The organism is Candidatus Methylomirabilota bacterium (genome assembly GCA_035709005.1).
Classification (GTDB): domain Bacteria; phylum Methylomirabilota; class Methylomirabilia; order Rokubacteriales; family CSP1-6; genus 40CM-4-69-5.
Genome location: DASTFB010000055.1, coordinates 82515 through 95171, shown reverse-complemented (window position 1 = coordinate 95171; position 12657 = coordinate 82515). Strand labels below are relative to the sequence as shown.

Here is a 12657-nt window from a genome sequence, read left to right as displayed (position 1 = left end):
GAGCGCCGCCAGTGGCGGCTGAGGAGAGCATCATGTACATCATCGGATGGATCGTGTTCGGTCTGATCGTCGGCATCGTCGCCAAGTTCCTCATGCCGGGACGCGATCCGGGCGGCTTCGTCATCACCGCTATCCTGGGAATCGTGGGCGCTCTCGTCGGTGGGTTCGTGGGCCGTCTCACCGGCTGGTACGGCGAGGGCGATCCCGTCGGGTTCATCATGGCCGTCGTCGGCGCGATCATCGTGCTGGCGGTGTATCGCTTCACTCTGGGGAGGACTGTGAGCGGTTAACGGTCAAGGAAGCCCACTCTCCGCGCCGGAAACGGAGAGTGGGGCCTCAGTCGGCGTGGACCCCTCTCGGTCGTCGATCATCACGTCGACCCGGTTGGCCGCGAGCACCTCAAGGGCACTCGCGAACGCGGACTCTGAGAGGGCGTGGGTATCGATCCCGAGGAACGGAGGCCCGTGCGTCGACGGTCATGACCGTCTCCCTGGGGAACCCTCAGCGCTCGTTGAACCGCCAACGCCGGAAGACGTACCCGGAATCCAAGGCCGTTCGGCCCTCCGCGATCAGACAGGCGGACCCGGCCCCGAACGCGAACATGCGCTTGACTCCCTCATGCTCGGAGGCCTCAACATGGACGTCCGTGACGGTGACGAAGACCTCGTCCAGGATGCCGGCCCGGTGAAGAGCGTCGAGAACCACGGCTCCGCCTTCGCAGTCCACGTAATGCACGCCGAATTCGTCAAAAAGACGCTCGTGCGATCGAACGAGCCCGACTGAATCGATGCTCTCGTTCCCCGCGACGACGATCGTGATGCCCCTGTCGTCGCTCCCCTGCGAGCGGAGGACGCGTGCCCCCGCCTCTGTGGTGATGACGATCACTGCGAGCGTCGGGGTGTTGAAGACGGGGGCGTCGAGCTCGAGCCGGCCGTGCTCGGAGTACACGACCTGGAGGGGGAAGCGGTGCAGTCCATGGCTCGCTCTGAATCGATACAACACCTCGCTAAGACCACCCAGTTCGGTGGGAGTCTCCATGAGGTCGGGGTGGTCACGGAGTGTTTGAGCGCCCACCGAAACGGCATCAGCGCAGGCGCGGAGATAATGCATGAGATGAAGATCCGCGAGGCGGCCCGGGCGCCCGAAGTCGCCGCCGGCAATGACGCGGACCGGATCGTCGTGCCCACCCTCCCGTTTCCAGGCCACGATCCCGTTCTTCGACGCGATCACGTTCGAGTAGATCCAAGGGCGGCTAGGCCAAGGTGGAGGGAACCCGACAGGCGCGAAGCGATCGGGATCCGGGGACATGGGACCGTAGGGATAGCGCTCCTCGGCATTACGATGCCAAGAGATCCGAGCCCGATCGTTTCGTGTCACTACAGTCCCGACCATGCACCGCCAGGCTGCACAGCCCGGCGAATCGGCGCGTCCTCCAGGAAGGGGCTCACTGGCCTGCCGGTATCCGCCGCCGCCTAGAGGCGGTCCTGCGAGCGGAGCCTTCGCCGACCGCCCGTATGCGCGCCAAGCTTCCGTCAGAAAGGATGCGCCGCGCCTTCACGGTATCGGCGAGTTGGATGTCGAGTAGCCCGCCGATCTGGGCCTGGAGGCTGGGATCCAGCGTGGGAACGCGATCTCGACGCGACGGTCGGGGTTGCGGGCATCCAGTCCGCCGAGGCCACGGCCGCCCCTCGTGTCGCCCAGGAGGTCTGCGGGCGTCCCGCACGGCCGACGTCGCCACGGCAATCACGCGCGGGCCCGGGCCGTTTCGAGAGCATCGTGCGAAAAAGCGGTGCACGGCCCGGAGCGTCGCGTGGATTGCGGCGCGGGGCAGCGTGCCAAGTGCGCCCCCACCCAGCCGCGTGGGGCCACCCAGTCACTCATTGCGGGGCCTCCGCCTGTTGTCCGGCAACCACCATAGCGGTCTCACGGAGGGATGTCTAATTGGGCCTAGGCCCAATGGGCGGGCGAGCGCTAACTTCGTTGTCAGCGAGCGTCGCGCTTGGCTTGCTGCCGCTGCCCTCGCGCCTGGGTGTGGGCTCGGATAGCCGCCATGCGCGTCTTGGCAAACTGCCGTACGCTCTGCGTCTCACTCGCTGCCGCGCTCGCCGCCTTCTGGCGCTGGGCGCTGCGACCTGCGGCCTGCTTGCCGGCGGCCTCTCGCTGCGGAGACGTCGTACGGAGTGACGCTTTCTTGCTGATCGCCATGCGCCTTACTTCGCGAGTTCCTTCACCGTCTCGTCGATGTTCTTGCCCGCCTTCTCGGCGGGACCCCTGCCGATCACCTTGCCCTGATCCGTGGCGCGGTCGATTCTCTCTCCGGTTCGCTGCATCGGCCCTTTGTCGCACGCGACCGAGCCGACCGTCATGAGAACTCCCAGCGCAGTCATCGCGAGAACTCGCCGCCGCTTCATCACCCCCTGAATCTAGCAGACATCATCCACCGCGCCCATTGGACCTTCGTCCAACGTGCCAAGCGCAGCGCGCGCTAGAATAAGAACCTCCCATCAGCAACGTGACGCTCGAAGGTGAGGCCATCGAACCAGCGTAGACCAAGGTCCACTAGGCTGGTTGGATGACATCGAACATCCGCATTGCCCTCGCTTCCGCATTGCCCTCGCTTCCGATGACTCGAAGGTGCAGGCCGGGACGAATCAAGGCGAAGGCGGTGCGCTGACCTTGCGTCTACCCTAAGGTCCAATAGGCGGACTGGATGGCATCGACTAGATTCAGAACGTGATCAAGCATGCTCGAATCTGTCAGAAAGAGGAACGCCCATGAAACGACTCGGGCTGGCCCTTATGTTCGTGTTCCCGCTCTCGCTGCTCGCATCCGCATTCGCCCAAGCTGCCGATGACGCGAAGGTGCGGGCCGCGACGGATCAAGTCGAAAGCGGCTCCGGCAAAGTCGGGGAAGGCGTCGTAGAGACGGCCAAAGGCATCGGCAAGACGGCTTCCGAAGGCGCGAAGTACACTGGTGAAAAGCTGAAGGAGGCGGGGCAGGCCGCGGAGACGCCGGCAAAGACCGCGTGGGGCAACGTCCGCGACGGCGCCGTCGGATTCGGACACACGGTCAAGGGGTTCTTCGCGAATCTCTTCTCGAAGTGACCGTACCCGTCGATGCAACTAGGCCGTAGCGAAGGAGTGGCGATTCGCACAGTCCTGAAAGAGTGACCCGTCGACAATTACTGGAGCTGGCTACAGCTGCAGCGGCGATTCCACTGGTTGAATCGCTTTTCTCGGTCCGCGCCTACGCTGCGGCCCCTCGTGATCTACGCTTTCACGTCTTGCGCCACGGGTCTCCGATCGGCGAGCACCGGGTGACCTTCCGGCCAGACGGCCCTCGCCTGACAGTCGAGACGCATGTGGACATCGCGGTCACAGTCCTGTTCTTCACCGTCTTCCGATTCAAACACGACGCCGAAGAAGTCTGGCAGTCGGAGCGTTTGGTCTCGGTCAAGAGCACAACGGACGACAACGGAACAATACTCCAGGTCTCCGGTAGTGCTGTCGTGGACGGCTTTCGGATCATCGGCCACGACGGACCTTTCCTCGCCTCCCCGTATCTCCTCACCTCGAACGCCCTCTGGGATAGCCGAATCGTGCGTGAGAACAGGTTGATCGATGTCCAGCATGGTGGAGAGATCGGGCTGGTCACGAAGCAGCTCGGCGATGAGCAGGTCAACACCCCCCAGGGCCCTGTTCGCGCCAGCCGCCATCACATGATTACGCCCTACTATGCCGGCAGCGTGTTTCACGACAGCGACGGGCGCTGGGTGAAAGGCCTGCTCGAGCTGAAGGGGGAGCGCGTCGAGTATGCGCTGGCAACATAGGAGGAGCTCAACACCGTGGCCGCGGGCGATCGCCGTCCTCTGCGGCTCCGCCGCTTTGGCTGTCATCGGGCTGGCATGCGCGCCAGTGGCCAATCGGCCTGACGTGGTGATTGGTACCGCCAGTCCAACCGGGATCTACTACCCGCTCGGTGCCTCGATTTGCCGGTTGCTCAATCTCGAGACACCGCGCCACGGCCTGCGATGCTCGGAAGAGCCGTCGTCAGGACCCGTCGCGACTATCGTATCGCTTCGTCGCGGCCGGCTCGACATCGGCATTGTCCCGTCGGACGTGCTGGCCGACGCTGTGACGGGCCAAGGGCCGTTCACCTCGCGGGGGCCCACGACCGAACTGCGCGTCCTGTTCGCCGGTCCTGACGAGATGCTGACGGTCGTGGCCCAAAAGGAATTGGGCATCCGCACGGTGACACAGCTCCGCGGTACACGGATCAACATCGGGAATCCCGGATCGCGGCAACGAGCCAATATGGACCGCGTGATGGCCGTCCTCGGCCTGGCGCCAAGCGATTTCGTAGACGTGCGTGAGCTCCCGGCCGCTGAGCAGAACCGCGCCTTTTGCGCGAAGGAGCTCGACGTGATCGTCTATGCGGTCGGCCATCCCAATGGACTGATTCAAGACGTGACTCGCACATGCCACGGCATGCTGGTCGACGTGAGCGGTCCGGCTATCGACCGAATGTTATCCGAGTATCGAGAATACGAGCGCGAGGTGATCCCCGGCGGGACGTATGCGGACCATCCGGCCGATGTGCGGACGTTCGGCGTCCGCGCGATGGTGCTCGCCAGCCCACGTGTATCGGACACCATGGCCTACGAGATGACCCGAGCCGTCTTCGATAACTTCGACGCGTTCCGGCACCTGCATCCTGCTTTCGAAACGCTGTCGGTCGAAGACATGGTCCATGCTAACGGGCGCGCTCCCGTCCACGCGGGGGCGATGCGCTATTATCGCCAGCGCGGGTGGCTGCCGTGAGCTCGCTGCTGGCGAACACCGTTACCATGGATCATCGGGCGCGCCTGGCCGAGTCGCTCGAGCCGGTCCTGGCACCGGAGGCAGGTCTGCACCTCCGGCATGGCGTCCAGTCGCGCCAGGGAAATCGGCTCATTGCACTCCACGCAGGCGCCATACGCACCGTCGTTCATCCGATCGAGCGCCGCCGACAGACGGTTCACGCGCTCCCGCACCAGCTCGCGCGTGGCGAAACCGATCTCCCGGCTTTCGCTGGCCTGGATCCCGTCGACCTCGTCGGCGAAGGGACAAGTGCCCCCGATCGTCCCCGGCCGCTCCTCAACCGCCGCCGCGCCACGCAGTTGGCGAAGTCGTGAGACAGCCGCCTTCAGATCCTGATCGAGCCGCGTTCTGACGTCATACACGGGAAACCTCCCGCGGAGGAAATCTCCGGCGTTTCGCCCTGAATCTAGTGGACGTCAGCCGGTATGACTATTGGACCTTGGGCCCCTTCTTCCTCTGCCCGACGGATTGCGTCGACCGGACTCAGTCCCGCCGGCGTGCGGAGGAGCCTGGCTCAGCGGGGGGCGTCGCCGGACCCGCCACGGGCCGGCCGCGCTTCCAGCGCAGCAGGCGGCTCGCCAGCCCGAACAGTTCCGCGATCAGCACGCCGGCTGCCGTGGCGGCGAGGGCGACGAGGGCCACCGAGGACTGGAGCTGCCAGAAGAGGAACCGCACCGTGACCGCTTGGGCATTCTGCAGGGCGAAGAGGACAACGGCCAGAAGGAGGACGCTCGAGACAATCAGGGAGAGCATCGATTGCCCGACCGGTGGATGACGAAAGTCGTCAGCACGGGCAATAAAGTGCACACGGGCGATTGAATCCCTGCATTCAGGCCCGCTATTGGACCTTGGTCCAGTACCCCGCGGAGCGATGCCCGTGTGAAAGTTACACAGGATCGGTACAGGCCGTGACCTTTGCCTTGTAGGGCCGCCGGGACCTCAGGCAGCGGCGACCACGCCGAGCCCGTTCAGGTACCTGAGCACGTGCCCCCAGTCACACGGTTTGATGAAGATAGCGCTCGCGCCGGCTTCAACCGCGCGGGTCACGGAGGGCTCACCTTCACCCGTGATGACGACGACTTTGAGGGGGTGTCGCGCGGCGGCGATCAAGATGCGGATCAGCACGTCGCCCGATATGTCGGGCAGGCCGAGATCCGTCACGACCACGTCGAAGCGGTGCCCGTGATACAAGGCCAACGCGTCACGTCCGTTCGCGGCTCCCACGACCTCGGCGCCCTCACACCGGAGCAATGTCGTGAGCACGTCCAGCATATCGGCCGCATCTTCGATGACCAGGATATGTACGCCTTTCATGCCATCTCGGAACACGGCCCACGAAGGAACGCAAGTCGCATGCCACCCAGGAACGACGTTGCGCCCCTGGCCCTGTGGCGATATCATCCGGTGGCTGAGGTCCGGTTGACGTTCGTCGGACCTCCCAACAGGCAGCGACCAGAGAGGCAGAGAGCCAGGACAGCGAGCGCATTCCGCCTATGCCGGAGACCGTGGGAGACAACGTACTGGACGCGATCGGTCTGCGTGACGCCTGCGATCTCGACCTGCTCCTCTTCTTCACACGGCACCCAAGCGTCGTCCTGAGCAGCGAGCAACTCGCCGCCTACGTCGGCTATGACCTCCCGCAGGTCGCGCGATCGCTCGACGTGCTGGTCGGCGCCGGCCTCCTGAGGCGGTTTCTCAACCAGGGGGCTCCCGGGCGCATGTACGTCCTCGAAATCCACCGCTCCGGGGAATCGCTGGAATCCCTGCGGCAGACGTGCGCCACAGCGGACGGACGGAGGGCGCTGCGCGCGGTGCTCAGGCAACGGCGGTCGCACGCGGAGCCTGCGAAGGGCGACCCGGGCAACACCCACTCGGTTGGCGCACGGCCGTGACGATGGACAGGAGGCATTGACCATGCCGGCACGCGACCTGGTCAAGATCGGCATCGACGGGCTGGACGAGATCCTTTCCGGCGGCGTTCTACGTGGCAGCATCATCCTGGTCGAGGGAGCAACCGGGACGGGAAAGACGACCCTGGGGATGGAATTCATCTATCGGGGCGCGACCGAATTCAACGAGCCCGGGCTCATCGTCCTCTTCGAGATCTCCCCCGACAAGCTCATCCGCGATGCGGCGCTCTTCGGCTGGGACCTGGCCGAGCTCGAGCGACAGAGGCGGCTCAAGATCGTCTTCACGACACGTCAGGTGTTCCAGCAGGAGATCCAGCAGGCCGACAGCCTCCTCCTCGACGAGGCCGCCGGGATCGGGGCGCAACGGATCTTCGTCGACGGCCTCGTCCGCCGGATCACGGGCGGCGACGACGGCCACAACGTGCCGGAAATGTTCAATCTCCTCGCCGAGGGGCTGCAGCGCGAACGGCTCACCGCGATGCTGGGCGTGGAAGTGGCGGCCAGCGACGAAGCCCAGCTGGGGGCCATCGTGCCGGAGGAGTTCATCGCCGACACGATCATCCGACTCAGGCTCGAGCCGAGGGAGCGCGCGGTGCACCGGTCGCTGGAGATCGTGAAGGCCCGCGGCCAGGATTACCGGATGGGCCGCCACTCGGTCGCGATCATCGACGGCAAGGGGATCGAGGTCTACCGTCGGGTGCAGGCGCCCCGCGATCTGACTCGAGAAGAGGCGGCGGCGTTCGACCCTTCGACGCGCATCTCCACGGGCGTTCCCGGGCTCGATGAGCTGATGAGCGGAGGGTTGTTCCTCGGCAGCACCACGCTCGTCGTGGGGATCACCGGCTCCGGCAAGAGCGTCATGGCGCTTCAGTACGTGGCCGAGGGCGCCCGGCGGAACGAGCGGAGCCTCATGCTCACGCTCGATGAGCCGCCGGCCCAGGTGCTGCGGAATGCCGCCAGCATCGGGATCGATCTCAAGCCGCCGATCGAGAAGGGCCTGGTGCGACTCGTGTACGACCGGCCGCAAGAGATCGAGATCGACCGGCATTTCGTGCAGCTCGAGAACCTCGTGAAGGAAGTTCGGCCCCGGCGCGCCGTCATCGACAGCCTGTCGACCTATGGTTCGAGCCTCGGCTCGACAGGCCGGAGCTTTCGCGACTTCTTCCACGCGGTCGTCGCGCTCATGAAGGAACATCAGGTCACGACGCTCTACAACCACGAGAATCCGGAGTTGCTCGGGATGTCGTCGGTGATGGGGCCCTACGGCGTGAGCTCGCTGGTGGACAACGTGATCCTCCTCAACTGGGTCGAGCTGGCCGACACGTTCCGGCAAGCGCTGACGATCGCCAAGATGCGCGCGAACGCCTTCGACCGAACGACGCACGAGTGCGAGATCGTGAACGGCGCCGGGATGCGAGTGCTCCCGCGAGAGATCCCGGCCGGGGCCACGCGCCGGCTCCCCTTCTGGGAGTACTACAGCCTCGTCGCGCGATCGCCGGAGCGCCACGCCGCTCCGAGCCAGGGGTAGGCATCGGTCGCGGCGATGACGACGCTCGACGTGAGCGTGTTCGAGCTCGACCGGGGGCGAGAGGCTCTCGAAAAGTACGGTGCCGTCATGCATCTGACTGTCCAGGTCTACGGCGCCGATGGATGTCTGATCGCGGGACCTGCGCATCGCACACCGCTGTTCGACCTCTTGGCGGGGAGGCTTGCGCCCGGGATCTTTTCGAAGTGCGCGCGAGCCTGCCTGGACCGATCCCACGCTGGCTCACCGGTCGTCATCGAGGAGTGGCACGGGCTCACGGTCGTCGGCACCGCCCTCAGGCTCGCCGGCGAGATCGTGGGCGCGGCGGTCGCGGGGTACGGGCTGACCATGCATCCGGGACCCCGCGAAATCACGCGCCTGGCCCGCGATTGCCGGCTCGCCTTCGACGACGTGTGGGCGGTGATGCGCAAGGAGCTGCCGGTGCCGCGCTCCCGGCTGCCGCTGCACGGCGAGCTGCTGGGAATCCTCGGTGACACGCTCCTGACCGAGCACTACCGCTCCCGGCAGCTCGAAGAGACCTCGATGAGGCTCGCGCAGGCGTCCGAGGCCAAGGATAAGTTCCTGGCCGTGCTCTCCCACGAGCTCCGGACGCCGCTAGCCACGATCCTGGGCTACGCCCGGATCCTGCGCACGGGGAAGCTCGACGAGGGCGCAGCGGATCAGGCGCTCGAGGCGATCGACCGCAACGCGAAATTGCAGACGCGGCTCATCGAGGATCTCCTCGACATGTCCCGAATCATCTCAGGGACGCTCCGGCTTCGGGCCGAACCGATCGCGGTGGCACCGCTTCTGGAGGCGGCTGTCGCGAACGTCCGCCCGGGAGCTCAGACGAAGGGCATTTCGCTCGATCTCGTGCTCGATCCGTCGGCGGAGATGATCTCCGGCGATCCGGTCCGCATGCAGCAAATCGTGTCGAACCTGCTTGTCAACGCGATCAAGTTCACGCCCGCAGGGGGCAGGGTCGAGGTACGACTCGAGCGGAATGGACCCGAGGTGCAGATCGTCGTCAAGGATACTGGCCCTGGCATCCGTCGGGACTTCCTTCCCTATGTCTTCGACCGTTTCCGCCAGGACGACACCACCGAGGCGAGATCGCACGGCGGGCTCGGTCTCGGCCTCGCCATCGTGCGCCACCTGGTGGAACTGCACGACGGCTCCGTCTGTGCCGAGAGTCCCGGCGCGGGCCAGGGGGCGACGTTCACCATCAGTCTTCCGGCCCTGGCCGGCGCGGAGGCACGGTTTCGGGAGGCGGTACCCCCGACCAGCGGAAGCTCCGAAGCCATGGATGATCCACCGATGCTCAAAGGATTGCGGGTCCTGGTGGTGGATGACGACGCCGATGCGCGCGTCCTGTTCACCAGAGCGCTCGAGCAGTGCGAGGCCCAGGTGACAGCCGTCCCGTCCGCGGGGGCGGCGCTCGCCGCCCTCGAAGGCCGGAAAGCGGACGTCCTGGTCAGCGACATCGGCATGCCCAAGGAGAGCGGTTACGTCCTGATCCGAAAAATCCGGCGCCTCACGCGCGAGCAAGGGGGAGAGATCCCGGCCCTCGCGTTGACCGCGTACGCGAGCCCCGACGACGCCAAACTCGCCCTCGCGGCCGGCTTTCAGGCCTATCTCGCCAAGCCCGTCGAACCGGTCGAGCTGGCGCGGGCCGTCGCGGATCTGGCCCGCGGCCTCAGCACCGCGTAAGCCTCCGGCCTTACACAGGCTCGCGTCGATCAGGACTTCGGCACGATCACGCCCAGTCGGTCAGCCAGCCGAACCAGCTCAGCGACCGATCTCGCCCGCATCTTCTCCATGACCCGGGCGCGGTGCACCTTGACCGTCTTCTCGACGATGCCGAGCCGGGACGCGATCTGCTTGTTCAGCATGCCGGTCACGACGAGGGCGAACACCTCGACCTCGCGCGGTGTGAGCGTGTTCACGCGCTTCTGGACCTCGGCCAGGCGGGCCTCGTCGTCCAGATCATGAACGTCCTTCGCCACGGCCCGGTCGATCGCCGTGAGGAGCTCCTTCTCGTCGAAGGGCTTGGTGAGGAAATCGACAGCCCCGCCCTTCATGGCCCTGACGCTCATCGAGATGTCACCATGGCCCGAGACGAAGACGATGGACATCCGGCGCCCCGCGCCCGCCAGCATCTCCTGCAGGTCGAGCCCGCTCAGGCCGGGCATCCGCACGTCCAGCACGAGGCAGGACGGACCGGCATACCGTTCGCGCTCCAGGAACTCCCGGGCCGACGCAAACGCCTCGACCGCGTACCCTGTGGCCTCGATCAAGCGCGTCAGGCTCGTTCGCACGGAAGGGTCGTCGTCGACAATGAAGACCACCGGGGGGACCCCTCTCATCGCACGTCCTCCGTGTCCACCGGCAGCGTGAAATAGAAGGTCGCGCCGCCGTGTTCGTTGTTCGCCGCCCCCAGCCGGCCGCGGTGCGCGTCGACGATGGTGCGCGAGATGGCGAGACCCATGCCCAGCCCTTCGGCCTTGGTCGTGTGGAGCGGCTGGAAGAGGCGGTCGACGTTCGCCTCGTCGATCCCGATCCCCGAGTCCTGGACCGCGAGCCTGACCGCTGCCGCGCCGTCCCTGGCCGTCCGGATGATGAGCGTCCGATCACCCGTGTGCGGCTCCCGCATGGCCTCGAGGCCGTTGAGCACCAGGTTCAGCACCACCTGCTGGAGCTGGGCGCGGTCGCCGCGCACCCTCGGCAGATCGGCGGCGAGGTCGAGGCCCATCGTCACGTCACGGTTCAAGGCGTCGTTCCTCATCAGCCAGGCCACTTCACTCGCGATCTCGTTGAGGTCGAGCGTCACGAACTCCAGGTCGCCCTTCTTGAGCAGGCTGCGCAGCCGGTGGATGACGCCACCGGCCCGCTTGTCGTCGGCGACGATGTCGTCCAGGATCTGGCGGATCTTGCCGAAATTCACGGTGTCGGCCGGGAGGAGGTGCCGGGCCGCCTGCGCGTTGTTGAGGATCGCGGTGAGCGGCTGACTGAGCTCGTGGGCCAGCGACGCGGTGAGCTCGCCCATGGCCGAGACCCGGCCGATGTGCGCCAGATCCTGCCGGAGGCGCTGTGCCTCGAGTTCCCCCTGCTTGCGCGACAGCGCGTTGGCAAACACTTCCCCGAGGAGCTCGAGGTGCTGCATCAGCTCGCCCGGCCTCGCGCGGTCGACGCCGACGGTGCTGAGCACCAGCCCGCCAACGACGGTCTTGCCGGCGACGAGGGGGACGGCGATCTGGGGCTTGACGCGGAGCGCCAGATAGCTCCGCCGGTCCACGGCCGCCTCGTCGGGAAGCTCGTCGGGCCGGGAAACGGTGACAACCTCTCCGCGTTGCAGGCGGGCCGTCATCCACGGGAACTCGGCGACATCGATCCATTCCTCGATAGCCCATGACCGGACGGTGCTGCCGTCCCGGGAGAACTCGATCAGGCTGCCGCCATCGACCCCCAGGAAGTCGACGACCCGGCGGAGGGCGCCCCGGACCTCTCGATCGAAATCGGCGGCCGACAGCGTGCTGAACGTGGCCGCCAGGGAGGCCAGCAGCTTCTCGAACCGCAGGCGCTCGGCGAGCGAGAGATCGATCCGCTTGCGCTCCAGGGCGTTGGCGAAGGCCTCGCTCAGGAGGCGGAGCCGTTCTACCAGCTCGTCCGACCAGGCGCTTTCTGCGCGGACGGCGTCGAAGGACAGCACGCCGAGCATCCGTCCACCGGCGCGCAGAGGGATCGAGACGTGCGAGCGGGTGCCGACGCGCTCGTAGCTGGCCCGATCGATCGCCGCCTCCTCCGGAAGCTCCTCCGTCCTGGAGAATCGGACGATGTCTCCACGTCCCAGTGCCTTGGTCGTCCAGGGAAACTGGTCAGCGTCCATGACCCTCGGCAGTTCCTCGAGACCCGGCAGCGCCCACGCGATGCGGACCCCCGGTCCGCCGGCGACGTATTCGTCGAGATTGCCGCGATCCGCGCCCAGGAACGTGACGACCTGCTGGAGCGCCTGCTCGAGCGCCGTGTTGATCTCGCTGGCCGGGATGTGAATCAACCCCGCCGAAAGCTTCGCGAGGAGCGCTTCGAACTGCAGGCGCTTCTCCAGCACGAGGCCCGCCCGCCGGCGGGCCGCCCAGCGAAGCAGGAGCCAGGCGATGAATAGCGCCTCGACGACGGCCAGCGCCACCGCCGCCGCGAAAGGCCACCCGGGCAGGGCCCAGTCCGGCGCCATCAGGGCCTCAACGATACCGCAAACCCGGGACGGGCGCTCCTCGCCAGCGACGTCCCCGGCAGGCCAGAGCGCTCGCGCTCTCGTCGCGATGGGCGTCACGCTCGATGGACGAAAGTCCAATAGGCGCGGCTC

At 66.4% G+C, this 12657-nt stretch carries 14 protein-coding genes; 7 read left to right on the top strand and 7 right to left on the bottom strand.

What is annotated here, in order from left to right; translation table 11 throughout:
- Window positions 1-32 precede the first annotated feature (32 nt).
- Complete coding sequence (locus VFR64_08665) at window positions 33-290, top strand: GlsB/YeaQ/YmgE family stress response membrane protein (GenBank protein HET9489810.1); 258 nt, start codon at window positions 33-35, stop codon at window positions 288-290.
- Window positions 291-501: 211 nt separating this feature from the next.
- Here the strand turns inward: VFR64_08665 and VFR64_08660 are convergent, their stop codons facing one another.
- Together VFR64_08660 and VFR64_08655 are read right to left on the bottom strand one after the other, a co-directional pair.
- Entirely contained in the window at window positions 502-1230 is a 729-nt protein-coding gene (locus VFR64_08660; GenBank protein HET9489809.1) for a dihydrofolate reductase family protein, read from the bottom strand.
- Between the two features lie 980 nt (window positions 1231-2210).
- A complete protein-coding gene (locus tag VFR64_08655; protein HET9489808.1) occupies window positions 2211-2411 on the bottom strand; it encodes a hypothetical protein in 201 nt (66 codons plus the stop codon).
- 363 nt (window positions 2412-2774) lie between these two features.
- Here VFR64_08655 and VFR64_08650 point away from each other — a divergent pair, with 363 nt between their 5' ends.
- From VFR64_08650 to VFR64_08640, 3 genes are all read left to right on the top strand, one after another.
- Window positions 2775-3104 carry a hypothetical protein gene (locus VFR64_08650; GenBank protein HET9489807.1) on the top strand — a complete coding sequence of 110 codons (330 nt, stop codon included), beginning with the start codon at window positions 2775-2777 and terminating at the stop codon, window positions 3102-3104.
- Window positions 3105-3166: 62 nt separating this feature from the next.
- The gene (locus VFR64_08645) at window positions 3167-3829 is read left to right on the top strand and encodes a DUF6134 family protein (GenBank protein ID HET9489806.1); all 663 of its coding nucleotides are present in this window, start codon (window positions 3167-3169) and stop codon (window positions 3827-3829) included.
- 85 nt (window positions 3830-3914) lie between these two features.
- A complete protein-coding gene (locus VFR64_08640) occupies window positions 3915-4820 on the top strand; it encodes a TAXI family TRAP transporter solute-binding subunit (protein ID HET9489805.1) in 906 nt (301 codons plus the stop codon).
- Here the strand turns inward: VFR64_08640 and VFR64_08635 are convergent.
- The 3 genes from VFR64_08635 to VFR64_08625 form a co-directional block, all read right to left on the bottom strand.
- On the bottom strand, window positions 4793-5221 hold the full coding sequence (locus VFR64_08635; GenBank protein ID HET9489804.1) for a TraR/DksA family transcriptional regulator: 429 nt from the start codon (window positions 5219-5221) through the stop codon (window positions 4793-4795). The genes VFR64_08640 and VFR64_08635 overlap by 28 nt on opposite strands.
- A gap of 121 nt (window positions 5222-5342) precedes the next feature.
- Window positions 5343-5612, bottom strand: a complete 270-nt coding sequence (locus VFR64_08630; protein HET9489803.1) for a lipopolysaccharide assembly protein LapA domain-containing protein — start codon at window positions 5610-5612, stop codon at window positions 5343-5345.
- Between the two features lie 186 nt (window positions 5613-5798).
- A complete protein-coding gene (locus tag VFR64_08625) occupies window positions 5799-6173 on the bottom strand; it encodes a response regulator (GenBank protein ID HET9489802.1) in 375 nt (124 codons plus the stop codon).
- 179 nt (window positions 6174-6352) lie between these two features.
- On the opposite strand from VFR64_08625, the gene VFR64_08620 reads away from it, so the two are divergent.
- The 3 genes from VFR64_08620 to VFR64_08610 are packed head-to-tail and all read left to right on the top strand — an operon-like array spanning window position 6353 to window position 10004.
- On the top strand, window positions 6353-6751 hold the full coding sequence (locus VFR64_08620; protein HET9489801.1) for a hypothetical protein: 399 nt from the start codon (window positions 6353-6355) through the stop codon (window positions 6749-6751).
- Between the two features lie 22 nt (window positions 6752-6773).
- Window positions 6774-8297, top strand: a complete 1524-nt coding sequence (locus tag VFR64_08615; protein HET9489800.1) for an ATPase domain-containing protein — start codon at window positions 6774-6776, stop codon at window positions 8295-8297.
- Between the two features lie 15 nt (window positions 8298-8312).
- Window positions 8313-10004 carry a hybrid sensor histidine kinase/response regulator gene (locus VFR64_08610; GenBank protein ID HET9489799.1) on the top strand — a complete coding sequence of 564 codons (1692 nt, stop codon included), beginning with the start codon at window positions 8313-8315 and terminating at the stop codon, window positions 10002-10004.
- Between the two features lie 29 nt (window positions 10005-10033).
- Here the strand turns inward: VFR64_08610 and VFR64_08605 are convergent, their stop codons facing one another.
- Entirely contained in the window at window positions 10034-10660 is a 627-nt protein-coding gene (locus VFR64_08605) for a response regulator (protein ID HET9489798.1), read from the bottom strand.
- Entirely contained in the window at window positions 10657-12525 is a 1869-nt protein-coding gene (locus VFR64_08600; GenBank protein HET9489797.1) for an ATP-binding protein, read from the bottom strand. Before VFR64_08600 ends, VFR64_08605 begins: the two co-directional genes overlap by 4 nt.
- Window positions 12526-12657 lie beyond the last annotated feature (132 nt).